The organism is Leclercia sp. LSNIH3 (assembly GCF_002935105.1).
Classification (GTDB): Bacteria; Pseudomonadota; Gammaproteobacteria; order Enterobacterales; family Enterobacteriaceae; genus Enterobacter; species Enterobacter adecarboxylatus.
This window is the reverse complement of the sequence record NZ_CP026387.1, coordinates 1,671,318-1,689,415: the sequence shown is the minus strand read 5'-3', so window position 1 is coordinate 1,689,415 and position 18,098 is coordinate 1,671,318. Positions and strand designations below refer to the sequence as shown.

Annotated in this window: 17 protein-coding genes and 1 riboswitch; of the genes, 5 read left to right on the top strand and 12 right to left on the bottom strand. The window is 57.7% G+C overall.

The features are described from left to right. Positions 1-73: 73 nt before the first annotated feature. From araD to araB, 3 genes are read right to left on the bottom strand one after another with little or no spacing between them, the layout of a single operon-like run. Positions 74-769: an L-ribulose-5-phosphate 4-epimerase gene (araD, locus tag C3F35_RS08180; RefSeq protein ID WP_103792727.1), complete on the bottom strand. Its 696-nt coding sequence runs from the start codon at positions 767-769 to the stop codon at positions 74-76. Between the two features lie 51 nt (positions 770-820). Then, complete coding sequence (gene araA, locus C3F35_RS08175) at positions 821-2,323, bottom strand: L-arabinose isomerase (protein ID WP_032616483.1); 1,503 nt, start codon at positions 2,321-2,323, stop codon at positions 821-823. A gap of 10 nt (positions 2,324-2,333) precedes the next feature. Beyond that, a complete protein-coding gene (gene araB, locus C3F35_RS08170) occupies positions 2,334-4,043 on the bottom strand; it encodes a ribulokinase (protein ID WP_103792728.1) in 1,710 nt (569 codons plus the stop codon). Between the two features lie 335 nt (positions 4,044-4,378). Here araB and araC point away from each other — a divergent pair, with 335 nt between their 5' ends. Together araC and C3F35_RS08160 are read left to right on the top strand one after the other, a co-directional pair. Then, positions 4,379-5,224: an arabinose operon transcriptional regulator AraC gene (gene araC / locus C3F35_RS08165; RefSeq protein ID WP_032616486.1), complete on the top strand. Its 846-nt coding sequence runs from the start codon at positions 4,379-4,381 to the stop codon at positions 5,222-5,224. A gap of 129 nt (positions 5,225-5,353) precedes the next feature. Continuing rightward, complete coding sequence (locus C3F35_RS08160; RefSeq protein WP_059308743.1) at positions 5,354-6,121, top strand: DedA family protein; 768 nt, start codon at positions 5,354-5,356, stop codon at positions 6,119-6,121. 6 nt (positions 6,122-6,127) lie between these two features. On the opposite strand, the gene thiQ is transcribed toward C3F35_RS08160, so the two are convergent. The 4 genes from thiQ to sgrR form a co-directional block, all read right to left on the bottom strand. Continuing rightward, positions 6,128-6,823, bottom strand: coding sequence for a thiamine ABC transporter ATP-binding protein ThiQ (thiQ, locus tag C3F35_RS08155; RefSeq protein WP_103792729.1), 696 nt, complete (start codon positions 6,821-6,823; stop codon positions 6,128-6,130). Further along, the gene (gene thiP, locus C3F35_RS08150; RefSeq protein WP_103792730.1) at positions 6,807-8,417 is read right to left on the bottom strand and encodes a thiamine/thiamine pyrophosphate ABC transporter permease ThiP; all 1,611 of its coding nucleotides are present in this window, start codon (positions 8,415-8,417) and stop codon (positions 6,807-6,809) included. The genes thiQ and thiP overlap by 17 nt, the downstream gene beginning before the upstream one ends. Further along, positions 8,393-9,343 carry a thiamine ABC transporter substrate binding subunit gene (gene thiB / locus C3F35_RS08145; RefSeq protein WP_222128273.1) on the bottom strand — a complete coding sequence of 317 codons (951 nt, stop codon included), beginning with the start codon at positions 9,341-9,343 and terminating at the stop codon, positions 8,393-8,395. Before thiB ends, thiP begins: the two co-directional genes overlap by 25 nt. Positions 9,344-9,410: 67 nt before the next feature. Further along, positions 9,411-9,510: riboswitch (TPP riboswitch) on the bottom strand. Positions 9,511-9,546: 36 nt separating this feature from the next. Continuing rightward, the gene (sgrR, locus tag C3F35_RS08140) at positions 9,547-11,202 is read right to left on the bottom strand and encodes an HTH-type transcriptional regulator SgrR (protein WP_032616492.1); all 1,656 of its coding nucleotides are present in this window, start codon (positions 11,200-11,202) and stop codon (positions 9,547-9,549) included. Positions 11,203-11,289: 87 nt separating this feature from the next. Here sgrR and sgrT point away from each other — a divergent pair, with 87 nt between their 5' ends. The 3 genes from sgrT (at position 11,290) to C3F35_RS08125 (ending at position 13,101) form a co-directional block, all read left to right on the top strand. Continuing rightward, on the top strand, positions 11,290-11,442 hold the full coding sequence (gene sgrT, locus C3F35_RS08135) for a glucose uptake inhibitor SgrT (protein ID WP_077227149.1): 153 nt from the start codon (positions 11,290-11,292) through the stop codon (positions 11,440-11,442). Positions 11,443-11,545: 103 nt separating this feature from the next. Then, complete coding sequence (locus C3F35_RS08130) at positions 11,546-12,751, top strand: sugar efflux transporter (protein ID WP_032616494.1); 1,206 nt, start codon at positions 11,546-11,548, stop codon at positions 12,749-12,751. Positions 12,752-12,948: 197 nt separating this feature from the next. Then, positions 12,949-13,101, top strand: a complete 153-nt coding sequence (locus C3F35_RS08125) for a Hok/Gef family protein (protein ID WP_103792732.1) — start codon at positions 12,949-12,951, stop codon at positions 13,099-13,101. 91 nt (positions 13,102-13,192) lie between these two features. Here the strand turns inward: C3F35_RS08125 and leuD are convergent, their stop codons facing one another. The 5 genes from leuD to leuL form a co-directional block, all read right to left on the bottom strand. Beyond that, positions 13,193-13,798, bottom strand: coding sequence for a 3-isopropylmalate dehydratase small subunit (leuD, locus tag C3F35_RS08120; protein WP_103792733.1), 606 nt, complete (start codon positions 13,796-13,798; stop codon positions 13,193-13,195). Positions 13,799-13,808: 10 nt separating this feature from the next. Beyond that, on the bottom strand, positions 13,809-15,209 hold the full coding sequence (leuC, locus tag C3F35_RS08115; protein WP_103792734.1) for a 3-isopropylmalate dehydratase large subunit: 1,401 nt from the start codon (positions 15,207-15,209) through the stop codon (positions 13,809-13,811). 2 nt (positions 15,210-15,211) lie between these two features. Beyond that, on the bottom strand, positions 15,212-16,303 hold the full coding sequence (gene leuB / locus C3F35_RS08110; protein WP_059308730.1) for a 3-isopropylmalate dehydrogenase: 1,092 nt from the start codon (positions 16,301-16,303) through the stop codon (positions 15,212-15,214). Beyond that, on the bottom strand, positions 16,303-17,874 hold the full coding sequence (leuA, locus tag C3F35_RS08105) for a 2-isopropylmalate synthase (protein ID WP_032616521.1): 1,572 nt from the start codon (positions 17,872-17,874) through the stop codon (positions 16,303-16,305). Before leuA ends, leuB begins: the two co-directional genes overlap by 1 nt. A gap of 92 nt (positions 17,875-17,966) precedes the next feature. Further along, positions 17,967-18,053, bottom strand: coding sequence for a leu operon leader peptide (gene leuL, locus C3F35_RS27345; RefSeq protein ID WP_077227153.1), 87 nt, complete (start codon positions 18,051-18,053; stop codon positions 17,967-17,969). Between the last annotated feature and the right edge of the window lie 45 nt (positions 18,054-18,098).

Here is an 18,098-nt window from a genome sequence, read left to right as displayed (position 1 = left end):
GGGTGTTTTGCTGGGGTTTTATACAGGCATTCCTTCACCTTCTCCCAAAGGGGAGAGGGCGAAGGGGGATTTTTTACTGCCCGTAATACGCCTTCGCGCCGTGCTTACGCAGGTAGTGTTTATCCAGCAGGGTTTGCTGCATATCAGGCAGCTGCGGTGCCAGCTGGCGGCAGAAGATGCCCATATAGGCCACCTCTTCCAGCACGATGGCATTATGCACGGCATCTTCGGCATTTTTGCCCCACGCAAACGGGCCGTGAGAGTGAATCAGCACCCCCGGCATTTGCGCCGCGTCGATACCCTGTTTCTCGAAGGTTTCGACAATCACATTGCCGGTTTCCCACTCATATTCACCGTTGATTTCGGCATCGGTCATCTTGCGGGTGCAAGGGATGGTGCCATAGAAATAGTCGGCGTGAGTGGTGCCGGTTGCCGGGATGGGCTGTCCAGCCTGCGCCCAGATGGTCGCGTGACGGGAGTGGGTATGAACGATGCCGCCAATCGACGGGAAAGCCTGATACAGCAGACGATGGGTCGGCGTATCGGAGGAGGGCTTTTTCTTCCCTTCCACCACTTCTCCAGTGGCGATGCTCACCACCACCATATCGTCGGCGGTCATGACCCGGTAATCGACGCCGGACGGTTTAATGACAAATACGCCAGCTTCGCGGTCAACCGCGCTGACGTTACCCCAGGTCAGGGTGACAAGATTATGTTCCGGCAGGGCCAGGTTGGCTTCAAGCACCTGACGTTTGAGATCTTCCAGCATGTATCCTCCAGGAAAAAAGGCCCGCCCTGCGGCAGGCCAAAGGTTCCCCTGTTAACGTTTTGAACCGTAATAGACTTCGTTCCAGCGCAGTGCGTCTTTGAACGCCGGCATGCGGGTGTCGTTATCAATGACGGCCAGCTCGATATCATGCAGCTCCGCAAACTGACGCATATCGTTCAGATCCAGCGCATGGCTGAAGACGGTATGGTGCGCGCCACCCGCCACAATCCAGGCTTCGGATGCTGTCGCCAGATCCGGCTGGGCTTTCCACAGGGCGTTAGCCACCGGCAGTTTTGGCAGGGAGTGCGGCGTTTCCACAGCGTCAACGCAGTTGACCAGCAGGCGGAAACGATCCCCCAGATCGATCAGGCTGGCGTTAATCGCCGGGCCGGTACGCGTGTTGAAGATCAGACGCGCCGGATCGGCTTTGCCACCGATGCCGAGGTGTTGAACGTCGAGGATCGGTTTTTCATCCACCGCGATCGACGGGCAGACTTCCAGCATGTGGGAACCCAGCACCAGATCGTTGCCGTTTTCGAAGTGGTAGGTGTAATCCTCCATAAAGGAGGTGCCGCCCTGCAGACCGGTCGACATCACTTTCATGATGCGTAGCAGAGCGGCAGTTTTCCAGTCGCCTTCGCCGGCAAAGCCGTAGCCCTGCTGCATCAGACGTTGTACCGCCAGGCCTGGCAACTGCTTCAGGCCGTGAAGGTCTTCAAAGGTAGTGGTAAAAGCATGGAAGCCGCCCTGTTCCAGGAAGCGCTTCATACCCAGCTCAATACGGGCTGCATCCAGCACGTTCTGGCGTTTATCACCATTCACCTGCGCCGCCGCCGTCAGGCGGTAGCTGCTTTCATATTCATCCACCAGCGCGTTGACGTCGCCCTCGCTGACGTCGTTGACAACCTGCACCAGGTCGCCCACGGCCCAGGTATTGACGGAGAAACCAAATTTAATCTGCGCGGCCACTTTGTCGCCGTCGGTGACGGCCACTTCGCGCATGTTGTCACCGAAGCGTGCCACTTTCAGCTGGCGGGTATCCTGCTTCGATACCGCCTGGCGCATCCACGAGCCAATGCGCTGGTGGGCTTGTTTGTCCTGCCAGTGGCCGGTTACGACGGCATGTTGCTGGCGCATACGTGCACCGATAAAGCCGAACTCGCGGCCGCCGTGCGCGGTCTGGTTCAGGTTCATAAAGTCCATGTCGATGCTGTCCCATGGCAGCGCCGCGTTGAACTGGGTATGGAACTGCAGCAGCGGTTTGTTGAGGATCGCGAGGCCATTGATCCACATCTTGGCCGGGGAGAAGGTATGCAGCCACACCACCAGCCCGGCGCATTTGTCGTCGTAGTTGGCGTCGCGGCAGATATGGGTAATTTCATCCGGCGAGGTACCCAGCGGCTTCAGCACCAGTTTGCACGGCAGTTTTGCTTCCGCATTCAGGGCGTTAACGACATGTTCTGCATGCTGAGTCACCTGGCGCAGGGCTTCCGGCCCGTAAAGATGCTGACTACCAATCACAAACCACACTTCATAATTATTAAAAATCGTCATTATCGTGTCCTTAATGTGTCAGGGTTGCCGTAGATTCCGGGATGTTCTTAACCGGGGCGGCGACAGGGAGATAGTGCTGTTCAGCGCTCTTCGCCCACTGCTGGTAACGCTGATAAAGTTGTTCAAAACGTTGCGCCTGCTGTGGGCGCGGCTGCAGGGTGCTTTCTACCTGGCTCGCCATGTACTGCTGCGCCGTCGGGATATCCGCATGTACCCCCGCCGCTACCGCTGCGAAGATTGCCGCGCCCAGAGCGCAGCACTGATCGGAGGCGACAATCTGCAGCGGACGATTCAATACGTCACAACAGGCCTGCATGATCACCGGGTTCTTACGGGCGATACCGCCCAGCGCCATCACCTCGTTGACGGCAATCCCCTGTTCGGTGAAGCACTCCATAATGGCGCGTGCGCCAAAAGCGGTGGCCGCCACCAGCCCGCCAAACAGCGCCGGGGCGTCGGTGGCGAGGTTCAGATCGGTAATGACTCCTTTCAGACGCTGGTTGGCATTCGGCGTACGGCGACCGTTAAACCAGTCGAGCACCACCGGAAGATGGTCGAGCGACGGGTTTTTGGCCCAGGCGTCAGTCAACTGTGGCAGGAGTTGTTTCTTGCTGGCGTCGATCTGGGTTTTCAGCTCGGGATGCGCAGCCGCCAGCTGATCCAGCGGCCAGCCCAGCACGCGACCAAACCAGGCGTAAATATCCCCGAAGGCAGACTGACCTGCTTCGAGGCCGATAAAGTCAGGCACTACGCTACCGTCCACCTGTCCGCAGATACCTTTCACGGCGCGGTCGCCGACGCTTGCTTTATCTGCCGTCAGAATGTCGCAGGTGGAGGTGCCGATCACTTTCACCAGCGTATTCGGCTGGGCACCAGCACCGACCGCACCCATATGGCAGTCAAATGCACCGCCGGAGATGGCTACGTGCTGCGGCAGGCCCAGGCGTTCCGCCCACTCGGCGCAGAGGGTGCCCACCGGGATGTCGGCAGTCCAGGTATCGGTAAACAACGGGTAGTTGAGATTCTGGTTAATGATTGGATCGAGTTCGTCAAAGAAGGCGGCAGGCGGCAGACCGCCCCAGCTCTCATGCCAGAGGGATTTATGCCCGGCGCTGCAGCGGCCGCGACGGATATCCTGCGGGCGCGTCGTGCCGGAGAGCAGGGCCGGAACCCAGTCGCACAGCTCAATCCACGACACCGCCGCCTCGGCAACGCGCTGATCCTGACGGGTGACGTGCAGGATCTTCGCCCAGAACCATTCGCTGGAATAAATGCCGCCGATGTAGCGGGAGTAGTCGCTTTTGCCCGGCTGATGGCACAAACGGGTGATGGCCTCGGCTTCTTCCACCGCGGTATGGTCTTTCCACAGCACGAACATGGCGTTCGGGTTGTCGGCAAACTCCGGGCGCAGCGCCAGCACATGGCCGTCGGCGTCAATGGGGGCCGGGGTGGAACCGGTGCTGTCTACGCCAATGCCAACAATCTGGCTGCGCTGTGCCTCGCTTAATTCAGCCAACACGGTTTTGATCGCCGCTTCCATCGACTCGATATAGTCGTGCGGGTGGTGGCGGAACTGATTGTTCGGCGCATCACAGAAGCGCCCCTCTTGCCAGCGCGGATACCACTCAACGCTGGTCGCTATCTCCTGACCCGTTGTGCACTCCACTGCCAGGGCGCGTACTGAGTCACTGCCAAAATCGAGGCCAATCGCAATTGCCATGGTGTTGCTCCATCAAAAAACAGATATGAATGAACATTAGAGAGTGAGGGGGAAAATCGTCAGGCAGGATCCGCTAATCTTATGGATGATTTTGCTGTGGCATGGGAAAGTGTGACGCCGTGCAAATAATGGATGTGGACATTTCTGCCGTAGTTATAGACACTTTTGTTACTGCCGACCCGCTCGATGTTACGGTTAAATCGCAACGGAAGCGTTATGATGGTGGACATAAAAGCAGCCTGATACCTTTTTGTGCTTTGGATGGCCGGTTTTTATGCCGCTTTTGTTGATATGGACAAATGGTTTCCTTCAGGACCGTCAGGAGTACTGAAAATATGGCTGAGACACAAAGTGATCCCCTGCTGCCGGGCTACTCATTTAACGCCCATCTGGTGGCGGGGCTGACGCCCATTGAGGCGGACGGTTATCTCGATTTTTACGTTGACCGACCGCTGGGGATGAAGGGGTATATCCTCAACCTGACCGTGCGGGGGGAAGGGGTGATCAAGAATAACGATCAGACCTTCGTCTGCCGTCCGGGGGATATTTTGCTCTTCCCACCGGGCGAAATTCATCACTATGGCCGTCATCCCGATGCCCGCGAGTGGTATCACCAGTGGGTCTATTTCCGCCCCCGCGCCTACTGGCATGAGTGGCTGGCCTGGCCATCCATGTTTGCCCATACCGGTTTTTATCGTCCTGATGAGGTCCATCAGCCACAGTTTCGTGAGCTCTTTGCCCAGATCATCGAGGCTGGACAGGCCGGAGGACGCTACGCCGAGCTGCTGGCAATCAACCTGCTGGAGCAGCTTCTGCTGCGCCGGATGGAGGCGATCAACGAATCGCTTAACCCGCCGCTGGATCACCGGGTGCGCGAAGCCTGCCAGTACATCAGCGATCATCTGGCAGATAGCCAGTTTGATATCGCAAGCGTAGCCCAGCATGTCTGCCTGTCGCCTTCGCGTCTCTCGCACCTGTTTCGCCAGCAGTTAGGGGTGAGCGTGCTGAGCTGGCGAGAGGATCAGCGCATCAGCCAGGCCAAGCTGTTACTCAGTACCACCCGGATGCCCATTGCCACTGTCGGGCGCAATGTGGGCTTTGAGGATCAACTCTATTTTTCTCGCGTGTTCAAGAAATGCACCGGTGCCAGCCCGAGCGAATTCCGTGCAGGCTGTGAATAGAAGGTAAATAAAACTAAACATATTCGCTGAATGTCGTTCACACCCGGTAAACTATTCAGACAATTGTTGTCTTGACGAAGCAGGCCTCTCTTCGCAGAATCCCTGCTTCGTCACCTGACCGGAACTGTTATGCAGGCATTGCTGGAACATTTCATTACCCAGTCCGTTACTTATTCGCTCATCGCTGTGGCGTTAGTGGCTTTTCTTGAATCGCTGGCGCTGGTCGGACTGATTTTACCCGGCACGGTGATGATGAGCGGGCTGGGTGCTCTGATCGGCAGCGGCGAGGTGAACTTCTGGCAGGCGTGGCTGGCGGGGATCGTCGGCTGTCTGCTCGGGGACTGGATCTCATTCTGGCTGGGCTGGCGCTTTAAAAAACCGCTCCACCGCTGGTCGTTCATGAAGAAGAACAAAGCGCTGCTCGATAAAACCGAGCATGCCCTGCACCAGCACAGCATGTTTACCATTCTGGTCGGGCGCTTTGTCGGGCCGACGCGTCCGCTGGTGCCGATGGTGGCGGGAATGCTGGATCTGCCGGTCGCCAAGTTCATTATCCCAAATCTGCTGGGTTGCCTGTTCTGGCCCCCAATCTATTTTCTGCCGGGTATTCTTGCCGGGGCGGCCATTGATATTCCTGCCGGGATGCAGAGCGGCGGCTTTAAGTGGCTGCTGCTGGCGACCGCGCTGCTGCTGTGGCTGGCCGCATGGCTCTGCTGGCGGCTGTGGCGCAGCAAAAAAGCGTCTGCCGATCGTCTGAGCCATTACCTGCCGCGTGGGCGCTTGTTCTGGCTGGCCCCCGTCACCCTGGGTATCGCTGTGGCGGCGCTGGTGGTGCTGATCCGCCACCCGCTGATGCCGGTTTACGGCGAGATCTTATTGAAGGTGGTGAGCCGCTGACCGCCGTCAGTGGATCCCCAGCAGGCGCGACGCGCTGGCTTTTCCGCTCGCTAACTGTTCCGTATCGCCATCCCAGGCGATACGGCCATCGGCAATCACCACAGACCGCGGAGCGATTCTGACCGCATCTTCCACGCTGTGCGACACCATCAGCATCGTCAGGCTCTGGCGTTCACACACCTCTTTGACCAGCAGCAGCATCTCCTGGCGTAACGCCGGGTCGAGCGCGGAAAAGGGCTCATCCAGCAGCAGGATGGGCTGCTCACGTACCAGGCAGCGGGCAAGGGCGACGCGCTGACGTTGGCCTCCCGATAGTTCGCCCGGTAGCCGTGCCAGCAGATCGCCAATCCCCATTTGCGCTGCGATATCACTCAGCTTCTGCTGCTGTCCGGCGTTCAGCCTGAGTCCCGGATGCATGCCGAGGCCGATGTTCTGGCGCACGGTCAGATGAGTGAAAAGATTGTTTTCCTGAAACAGCATCGACACCGGCCGCGCAGCGGGCGGCGTATGGGTATGGTCCTGACCCTCAATGGTGATACGGCCATTCGCCGGTTGCAGAAAACCGGCCACAAGATTGAGGAGCGTGCTTTTCCCTGCGCCGCTGGGGCCGAGCACGGCAATCAGTTCGCCCTGGCGCACGGACAGGGTGAAACGCATCGGCAGGTGTTGATAAAGCCAGGTTACATCAGTGAGTGTTAGCATCACGCCCCGGAAGTTTCTCAATAACGGTAAATAACGCAAAGCACAGTAACAGCAGCAGCAGCGCCGTGACGGCACCGTCCTGGCTGCGATACGAGCCGATCTGCTGGTACAGCCAGAATGGCAGGGTGCGGAAATCATCATTGCCAAACAGCGCCACCACGCCAAAATCACCAATCGACAGCACGCAGGCAAAGGCCAGCGCTTGCGCCAGCGGGCGTTTCAGGGCGCGCAACTCAACTACCTTCAGCCGCTGCCAGCCGTGCATTCCCAGCGAGTTGCAGAGCAGGGTATAGCGGGCAGCAAGATCCCGCATCGGGTTTTCCAGCACCTTCAGCGCATACGGAATGGCCATTAATGCGTTGGTAAAAATGACGATGCCATCCGCCGATTCGGGCAGGCCGACGGTGCTGTTAAACAGCAGGAAGAAACCGCTCGCCAGCACGATACCGGGCATCGCCAGGATCAGCATCCCGCTGAGATCCAACGCCTGTCCGGCTACTGTGGCCTGACGGGCATACAGTTCGCGGCTGGTCCACAGCAGCATCATGGTTAATAGCACGCAGAGTAGACCGGCCCCCAGCGCAATACGCAGCGAGGTGCCGAGTGCCTGCCACAGCACCGGCTGTTGCAGCACCGACAGCAGGTTTAGATTCAGGCCGTCCACTACCACCGCCAGCAGCGGCGGGAGCAACAGCAGCAGGGCCAGAGTGATAAGCAAGCCATCGGTCAGGCGGCTGCGCAGGCTGTCCTGCGGATCGCGCCAGCCTGCCAACTGGTTACTGCCCACGGCGATAGCTTTACCCAGCCGCTGACTCAGCATCACCAGCCCCAGGCAGCAGATCATCTGCACCATCGCCAGCAGCGCCGCGCGGCCCGGATCGTAGTCGTAGCTCAGGGCCTGATAGATGGCAAGCTCAATGGTGGTGGCCTGCGGCCCGCCGCCCAGCGAAAGCACCGTGGCAAAGCTGGCAAAGCAGAGCATAAAAATCAGCGCGGCCACCGGCGGAATTTGTCGGCGCAGCCACGGCCATTCAACGAAGCGGAAAAAGAACCAGCCGCGCATCCCGAGCTGGGCGGCGAGCTGACGCTGCTCGCCCGGGATATTCTCCAGCGCCTGCAGGAGCAGCCGCGTCGCCATTGGCATGTTGAAAAAGACGTGCGCCAGCAGGATGCCCTGCAGGCCATAAGGCGAGAAGGTCCACTCCAGCCCGAGCGCCTGGCAGAGGGCGGCAAGCCAGCCCTGACGTCCATAGACGCTAAGAATGCCAAATATCGCCACCAGCACCGGCAGTATCAGCGTCATGGCGCACAGGCGCAGCAGCACCTGCCGTCCGGGGAAGCGACGGCGGTAGAGGGCGCGGGCAAGAAATATGGCGGGCACGACGGAGAGCAGGGCAGAAAGAAACGCCTGCCAGAAAGAGAAGCGGATGACGTGCCACAGATAGCTATCGTGCAGCAGCGCCGTCACGTCGGTGGCTGGCGCGTTAAACCACAGCGCCAGAAATGCGCCCAGGGCGACAGCGACCATTAAGATGGCGGCTATCAGCCCCGGGAGTAACCAGCCGGCGATCAGCGGCTGACGGCGCGTTGCCATTCACTGACCCAGGCAGCACGTTTCCCGGCCACTTCCTGCGGGGAGTATTCCAGCGCGGTTTGCGGTTTCACCAGCGTGTCGAAACCGGCCGGTAAGGCGACGTCAGTTACCGGGTACATCCAGTTGCCGGTCGGGATCGCATTCTGGAACGACGGCGAGACCATAAATTTCAGGAACTTGCTTGCCAGTTCCGGCTGTTTGCTGGCGGCGGTGCGGGCGGCAACTTCCACCTGCAGGTAGTGGCCTTCAGCAAAATCGGCAGCAGCGTAGTTCTCTTTTTTCTCCGAAATAATGTGATACGCCGGAGAGGTGGTGTAGCTCAGCACCAGGTCGCTTTCCCCTTTCAGGAACAGACCGTAGGCTTCGCTCCAGCCTTTGGTGACGGTGACGGTTTTGGCGGCCAGCTTCTGCCAGGCTTCCGGGGTCTTATCGCCGTACACTTTTTGCATCCACAGCAGCAGACCCAGCCCCGGCGTGCTGGTGCGTGGATCTTCGTAGATCACACGCCATTTCTGATCGCTTTCCACCAGCTCTTTCAGGCTCTTCGGCGGGTTTTTCAGCTTGTTTTTGTCATACACGAAGGCGAAGTAGCCGTAATCGAAAGGCACAAAGGTGTCGTTCTTCCAGCCGCCAGGGATGTTAACCGCATCGGTCGCCACGCCGCTTTTGGCGAACAACCCGGTTTGCGTTGCCGCTTCCAGCAGGTTGTTATCGAGACCCAGCACCACGTCGGCTTTGCTGTTCTTACCTTCCATACGCAGGCGATTCAGCAGCGAGACGCCATCTTCCAGCGCCACGAATTTCAGCTCGCAGTTGCAGTCGGCTTCAAAGGCTTTTTTGACCGCCGGGCCTGGGCCCCAGTCGGCGGCGAAGGAGTCGTAGGTATAGACCGTCAGGACAGGGCTGGCAACGGCAGGCAGCGCCATCAGCGCCAGCAGGGAAAGAACAGTTTTGAACACTTTGCACCTCTGTATTTGAGAGTGGCAAAGGATTTTGAGCGACAGCCTCAAATCCCTTCGCCGGCGTTATCCGGATCAGGTTCGACGGGTATTTTCTCAGCACACGCTTGCACGTAGCACCCCGTTGAGAACGGCGGTATTGTAATGATTTGGTGAATATTACGAAAGTATTATGGTTCCGGTGGGGCAAACCACGCGGATTTAAAGTCAAACCAGCCCAGGGTATTCATGCGTAAGCCGCGCATACTGCGCTGCCCCTGGATCATCAGCCAGTGGTGGATCAGCGGGACAATCGCCTGCTGGGACAGCAACTGCTGGCACCAGGCGGCAAGGTTCATCTCGCCTGCGCGCCACTGGGCGGCGTCCTGCTGCCAGTCGCGGGGAATGCAGTGTTGCAGGAGCGGGACTTCATACAGATGCGAGAACAGCGAGAAGTCGAGCGGCAGGGTGAAATTGACGCTGTTGAGCCAGATGTCGCTCACCGCCTCGCCGCGATGCCACTCCTCATAGCTGACCTCCTGAATATTCAGCGTCACCTGCTCGGCGGCCAGTAGTTCACTCATCATTCTGGCGATCACCCGATGTTCAATATGCTCGCGGTAGAAGGTGAGGGTGAGGCTCTCCAGTCCGGCCGGTTTGTCGCCGCGTCCCGGGCGGGCGTGATGCCAGCGTGGCAGCAGGCCATAGGCCGGGAACCAGTATGACTGATAGACCTCCTCGGCCTTATAGATCAGATTGGCCGGTGAGAGGATCTGGCTTACCCACTGACGCACCTCTGCGCTGGCGCCGCGATGGGAGCGGGCGTCGAACAGAAGATAGTAACAGCCCTCTTCGAGCCGACTTTCCACTGCCTTTTCTCCCTCGGTCGGGCCCTCCAGCGTCAGGCCGACGCTCAGCTCTTCGTTGATATCCGGCAAGACCCAGACGTTCACCTCGTCAATCAGCGCCCGGTAACCAAAGTAGTCATCGAAGGCGCGGATCTTCAACTGGTTATTATTATTACGCGATACGGCATACGGCCCGGTACCCACCGGCAGACTGGCAAAGTTGTGCATCGATTCCCACTCGCGCGGCAGGATCATCGACGGCACATACCCCAACAACCAGGGGAGCCAGCGGTCAGGCTGCGAGAGATGGATATCCAGGGTCCAGGCGGTAGGGGACTCGACCCGGGTAATGTGTGAATAGAGGGGGAGCTCGCGGGCGCGCTGCAAAGTGGCAATGACGTCAGCCATCTCCAGCTCGCGTCCATGGTGAAAATGGATACCCGGCCGCAAGAAAAAGCGCCAGTGCAACGGGGAAAGTTGCTGCCAGTGGTGGGCAATATCGGCTTCGAGTTCCCCATTTTCCTCATTTATGCGCATCAGCCCGCTGAAGATCTGGCGTGCCATATGGGTTTCGGAGCGTCGTAATGCGCTGCCCGGCAACAAGTTTTTCATCGGACGATAATACAGTACCCGCAGGATGTGTCTGCCCTGGCGGAAGCTGCGGCCCAGATGGGAGACCAGCATCTGGCGTACCGCAGCCTTATCACCTACCAGTTGCACCAGCTGATCGATGCGATCCTGCTCCAGCAAATCTTCTGCCCGCTGCTGCTGCAGTGCGAGGCCAGTGTAGAGAAAGGTGAGGCGGGAACGCTTGCCGCGCCCGGCTTCAGCTTCCCAGCTCAGCCAACCCTGTTGCTGCATGGTGTTCAGCAGGGTGCGCATATGGCGGCGCGAACAGCTGAGTAACTCGGCCAGCTCGCTGAGCGTGGTGACCTGAGCCTGGCCGTCACAGCACTGCCACAGGCGAATGAATTGTTGTTGCAGACGACCAGAGGGCATAAAAGGGGAACTCCTGACAAAAAATCAGCAATTTATTAATCCCTATATTAAGCCAATAATTCACTTCGATGAAGCGAGGAGGTGAATATGAAGAGGTCTACCACCCGTCAGTTTTACCGACAGTACTTCTCAGCGACAAAGGGAGTGTCCTGGCTGGCCCGCCGGTGTGCAGAACAGCAGCTGAAAATACTGGAAGATCTGATGCAGTGGGAGGTGACACCGTCGACCTCGGAACGCTGAATGGCTTCGATCATGTGTGACTGAGTATTGGTGCGAATCACCACGCCAGCAGGTATTATCTGCTGGCTTTTTTCGTTTTCACTTGCGCTAAAGGGAACAGTTAATGCTCTGGTTAATGACGATGGGACGCCGTCTGAACGGTGTTTATGCCGCCTTTTTAGTGGTGGCTTTTATGATGGGCATCGCCGGTGCGCTGCAAGCCCCGACCCTGAGCCTGTTCCTGAGCCGTGAGGTGGGCGCCCAGCCATTCTGGGTAGGGATTTTTTACACCGTCAATGCCGTCGCCGGGATCCTGGTCAGTCTGTGGCTGGCGAAACGATCGGACAGCCAGGGCGATCGCCGCAAGCTGATCCTCTTTTGCTGCGCGATGGCGATTTGTAACGCGCTGCTGTTTGCCTTTAACCGTCACTACCTGACCTTATTGACCTGCGGCGTACTGCTGGCTTCGCTGGCCAATACCGCCATGCCGCAGCTGTTTGCCCTCGCGCGGGAATATGCCGACAGCTCGGCGCGTGAAGTGGTGATGTTCAGCTCGGTAATGCGTGCCCAGCTGTCGCTGGCGTGGGTTATTGGCCCGCCGCTGGCCTTTATGCTGGCGCTTAACTATGGCTTTACCGTCATGTTTTCTATTGCGGCGGCCATTTTTGCTATCAGTCTGGGGCTGATAGCCTTCGCGCTGCCGTCGGTTTCCCGGGTGGAATCAGCGAGTGCCGTACCGGTGACGCAGATCAGTGGCTGGAAAGACAAAAACGTCCGCCGGCTGTTTATCGCCTCCACCCTGATGTGGACCTGCAACACCATGTACATCATCGACATGCCCCTGTGGATCAGCAGCGATCTGGGCTTACCGGATAAGCTGGCCGGGATCTTAATGGGTACCGCCGCCGGGCTGGAGATCCCGGCAATGATCCTTGCTGGCTATTACGTCAAATACTTTGGTAAGCGGCGGATGATGGTGATTGCGGTGGCGGCGGGCGTGCTGTTCTACTTTGGGCTGATCCTCTTTCACAGCCATGAAGCGTTACTTGCCCTGCAGCTGTTTAACGCGGTCTTTATCGGCATCGTCGCCGGGATTGGCATGCTCTGGTTCCAGGATCTAATGCCGGGGCGGGCAGGTTCAGCCACTACGCTGTTTACCAACAGTATTTCAACCGGCGTGATTCTTGCGGGGATTATTCAGGGGGCGCTGGTGCAAAGCTATGGTCATGCCGTGGTGTACTGGGTGATTGCAGCCATCTCGCTGGTGGCGCTGGTGCTGACCTGGCGGGTAAAAGAGAGTGAAATTCTGGAAGGCGGCTTCACGAAATGACGGCCGATTCTGACAGCAGGACGGAATACGAATAGAGTTCACGCGGGTGCTTGAGGCTGTTTGCCTGAAGCATTGCTGGAAGGGTAAACAGAAGAAAGCCCCACTCAACATAACGTTGATGTGAGGCTACCCAACCAACACAACTCAACCCTGTGAGGGTAGCCTCTTCATCGCTGGAAAGCAATAAGGAGGCTGGAATGCCAAAACGTACTCTGCTGTTAGGTTTGTTGATGATCTGTATGGCGTTACTGATCTTCACCTGGATGGTTCGCGGCTCGCTGTGTGAGCTGCGATTCAGACAGAAACAGACAGAGCTGGCGGCAGTGTTAGCTTACGAAGTGAAACGTTAAGGCAAGGGCGGGGGAGACAATTCCCCGCCTTTCCAGACGTTGAGGTTGGCTCAGGCACCTTTTTTAATGGCCCGCTTTGCGGGCCATTAAATCACCCCATAAACGCAGGCTGTTTGTTCTCGTAGGCGGCAATTGCATCTTCATGCTGCAGCGTCAGCCCGATGCTGTCCAGGCCGTTGATCATGCAGTGGCGACGGAATGCATCGATAGTAAAGCCATAAGTTTTATCCCCGGCTTTCACTACCTGCGCTTCCAGGTCCACTTCAAACGTTATCCCCGGCTGGCTCTGCACCAGCGCAAACAGCTCGTCGACCTCTTCATCGCTCAATGTTACCGGCAGTAGCTGGTTGTTAAAGCTGTTGCCATAGAAGATGTCGGCGAAGCTCGGCGCAATCACGACTTTGAAACCGTAGTCGGTCAGGGCCCAGGGCGCATGCTCACGGGAAGAGCCACAGCCGAAGTTTTCCCGCGCCAGCAGGATCGACGCGCCTTTAAATGCCGGGAAGTTCAGCACGAACTCCGGGTTCGGCACTTCGCCTTTGTCATCCAGGAAACGCCAGTCGTTAAACAGATGGGCGCCAAAACCGGTGCGGGTGACCTTCTGCAAAAACTGCTTCGGGATAATGGCGTCGGTATCGACGTTGGCGGCGTCCAGAGGGACTACCAGGCCAGTATGTTGGGTAAATTTCTCTGCCATGATGGTCTCCTTATTTCAGGCTGCGAATATCGGCAAAATGGCCGGTCACTGCGGCTGCCGCGGCCATCGCCGGGCTGACCAGGTGTGTGCGCCCGCCGCGCCCCTGACGACCTTCAAAATTACGGTTACTGGTAGAGGCGCAACGCTCACCCGGATTCAGGCGATCGTTGTTCATGGCCAGGCACATGGAGCAGCCCGGCAGACGCCATTCAAAGCCTGCATCAATGAAAATTTTATCCAGGCCTTCGGCTTCCGCCTGCGCTTTTACCGGGCCGGAGCCTGGTACCACCAGCGCCTGCACACCCGGCGCCACTTTACGGCCTTTCGCCACTTCTGCCGCCGCGCGCAAATCTTCGATACGCGAGTTAGTACAGGAGCCGATAAACACTTTATCAATGGCCACGTCGGTCAACGGGACGCCCGGTTTCAGCCCCATATAGGCCAGAGCTTTTTCTGCGCTGGCGCGCTCAACCGGATCGGCGAACGAGGCCGGATCAGGAATGCTGTCGTTAACGGAGATCACCTGGCCCGGGTTTGTTCCCCAGGTGACCTGCGGCGCGATGGCCTCGGCCTGCAGTGTCACCACGGTGTCAAACTGCGCGCCCTCGTCAGTTTTCAGGGTCTTCCAGTACGCCACGGCGTCGGCATAATCCTGGCCTTTCGGTGCATGCAGACGATCCTTCACATACGCGAAGGTGATCTCATCCGGGGCAACCAGACCGGCTTTTGCGCCCATTTCAATGGCCATGTTGCACAGGGTCATACGGCCTTCCATGCTCAGGGCCTGGATTGCGCTGCCGCAGAACTCCACGACATGACCGGTGCCGCCTGCGCTACCGGTTTTGCCGATGATCGCCAGTACGATGTCTTTGGCGGTAATGCCCGGCGCGGCCTGGCCGGTAACTTCGATCTTCATGGTTTTGGCGCGGCCCTGTTTCAGGGTCTGCGTCGCCAGAACGTGTTCCACTTCCGAAGTACCGATCCCGAACGCCAGCGCACCAAAGGCACCGTGGGTGGCGGTATGGGAGTCGCCGCAGACGATAGTCATGCCTGGCAGGGTAATGCCCTGCTCTGGCCCCATCACGTGGACGATGCCCTGATACGGGTGGTTCAGGTCATACAGTTCCACGCCGAATTCGTTGCAGTTCTTGATCAGCTCCTGCATCTGGATACGCGCCATCTCACCGGAGGCGTTGATGTCTTTCGTCTGCGTCGAGACGTTATGGTCCATCGTGGCAAAGGTTTTGCCAGGCTGACGCACCGGACGTTGGTGCGCACGCAGGCCATCAAACGCCTGCGGCGAAGTCACTTCGTGAACCAGGTGGCGGTCAATATAGAGCAGCGGGGTTTCGTTCGGCGCTTCGAAGACCACGTGCGCATCAAACAACTTTTCGTACAACGTCTTCGCCATGATTACACCCCTTCAGCGACATAGCGGGCAATGATGTCGCCCATTTCATCGGTAGTAACTGCAGCAGCGCCACGGGCCAAATCACCGGTGCGAATGCCTTCTTCCAGCGCACGGTTAATGGCGTTTTCAATCGCCGTCGCCGCGTCGTTAGCATCCAGGCTGTAGCGCAGCAGCAGCGCTAAAGACAGGATCTGTGCAATTGGGTTAGCAATATTCTTGCCCGCGATATCCGGTGCCGAGCCGCCTGCCGGTTCGTACAGGCCAAACCCTTCTTCATTCAGGCTGGCAGACGGCAGCATCCCCATTGAGCCGGTGATCATCGCGCACTCGTCAGAGAGAATGTCCCCGAACAGGTTGGAGCACAGCAGTACGTCGAACTGGGAAGGATCTTTAATCAACTGCATGGTGGCGTTGTCGATATACATATGCGACAGCTGCACGTCCGGGTATTCACGGGCGATTTCATTGACGATTTCACGCCACAGGATCGAGGATTGCAGCACGTTGGCTTTATCGATCGACGTCACTTTATGACCGCGTTTGCGGGCAGATTCGAACGCGATACGGGCGATACGTTCGATCTCAAAACGGTGATACACCTCGGTATCAAACGCTTTTTCGTGCTGGCCGCTGCCTTCGCGGCCTTTTGGCTGACCAAAGTAGATGCCGCCGGTCAGCTCGCGAACGCATAGAATATCGAAACCGTTAGCTGCGATATCGGCGCGCAGCGGGCAAAACTCTTCCAGGCCCTGGTACAGCTTGGCCGGACGCAGGTTGCTGAACAGCTTGAAGTGTTTACGCAGCGGCAGCAGCGCACCGCGCTCTGGCTGCTCTGCAGGTGGCAGGTGTTCCCATTTCGGGCCACCCACAGAGCCAAATAACACAGCGTCGGCATTCTCACAGCCGGTCACGGTCGCCTGCGGCAGCGGGGTGCCGTGATTATCGATGGCGATACCGCCCACATCATAGTGGCTGGTAGTAATTTTCATCGCAAAACGGGTGCGGATCGCTTCCAGAACCTTCAGCGCCTGTGCCATAACTTCGGGGCCAATGCCGTCGCCCGGTAACACAGCAATATGGTAATTCTTCGACATTACACGGTTTCCTTATTGTTCTCTTTATTCTGAGCTTTGCGTTGCAACTCTTTTTCCACTTCGGCGGCACGCCAGATGTTGTTCAGGACGTGAACCATCGCTTTTGCGGAGGACTCCACAATATCGGTTGCCAGGCCCACGCCGTGGAAGCGGCGGCCGTTATAGTTGACCACGATATCGACCTGACCCAGCGCGTTTTTACCCTGGCCTTTGGCCGTCAGGTCATATTTGACCAGCTCAACATCGTACTCGGTGACGCGGTTAATGGCCTGATAGATGGCATCGACAGGCCCGTTGCCGTTGGCGGCTTCGGCTTTGATCTCATCGCCGCAGGCCAGCTTGACGGAGGCGGTGGCAATATCGCTCGAACCTGACTGCACGCTGAAGTAATCCAGACGGAAATGCTCTGGCTCTTCCTGCTGTTTGTTGATAAATGCCAGCGCTTCCAGATCGTAATCGAAGACCTGGCCTTTCTTATCGGCCAGTTTCAGGAAGGCGTCGTACAGGTGATCCATGTTGTAGTCGGTGTCTTTATAACCCATCTCTTCCATGCGGTGTTTTACCGCGGCACGGCCGGAGCGGGAGGTCAGGTTCAGCTGGACCTGGTTCAGACCGATGGATTCCGGGGTCATGATTTCGTAGTTTTCGCGGTTCTTCAGCACGCCGTCCTGGTGGATACCGGAAGAGTGGGCGAAAGCGCCGGTGCCAACAATCGCTTTATTCGCCGGGACCGGCATGTTGCAGATCTGGCTGACGGTCTGGCTGGTGCGCCAGATTTCGTGGTGATTAATGCGGGTCTGCACATTCATGATGTCTTTGCGCACTTTGATCGCCATGATTACTTCTTCCAGCGAACAGTTACCCGCGCGCTCGCCGATACCGTTCATCGCGCCTTCTACCTGACGGGCACCCGCATGAACCGCGGCGATGGCGTTGCCGACTGCCAGACCCAAATCGTCATGGGTGTGAACGGAGATGATCGCTTTATCAATGTTCGGCACACGCTCATACAGGCCGGTGATGATGTTAGAGAATTCGAACGGCATGGTGTAGCCGACGGTGTCCGGGATGTTGATGGTAGTGGCACCGGCACGGATGGCGGCTTCCACTACGCGAGCCAGATCGTCAATCGGCGTACGGCCTGCGTCTTCACAGGAGAACTCAACGTCGTCGGTGTAGTTACGGGCATGTTTCACCATATAGATGGAGCGCTCAATCACCTCATCCAGCGTGCTGCGCAGCTTGGTGGCGATATGCATTGGTGAAGTAGCAATAAAGGTATGAATTCGGAAGGCTTCAGCCACTTTCAGCGACTCAGCCGCCACATCGATGTCTTTTTCGACGCAACGCGCCAGGGCGCACACGCGGCTGTTTTTAATGGTGCGGGCAATGGTCTGAACAGATTCAAAATCACCCGGAGAAGAGACCGGGAAGCCCACTTCCATTACGTCTACACCCATACGTTCCAGGGCCAGCGCAATCTGCAATTTCTCTTTAACGCTCAGGCTTGCCTGTAATGCCTGTTCACCGTCACGTAAGGTCGTATCGAAAATAATGACTTGCTGGCTCATGGGTTAGGTCCTTATCTGAATTTGGGCGCCTTGCTACGAGCATAAAAAAACCCGCGCAGTGGCGCGGGTTTTTTGTCTTACCAGAGAACGATTCAGTGCTGAATTTCGCCCGCCAGTCTACCGCGCACAGTGGATGCGTTTAGTAGTAGTAGACCGGTGAAACGAATGCTGTGAATCATGAATCATGCCCCAGATAAATAAGATATGCTTTTAGTGGTACTGGA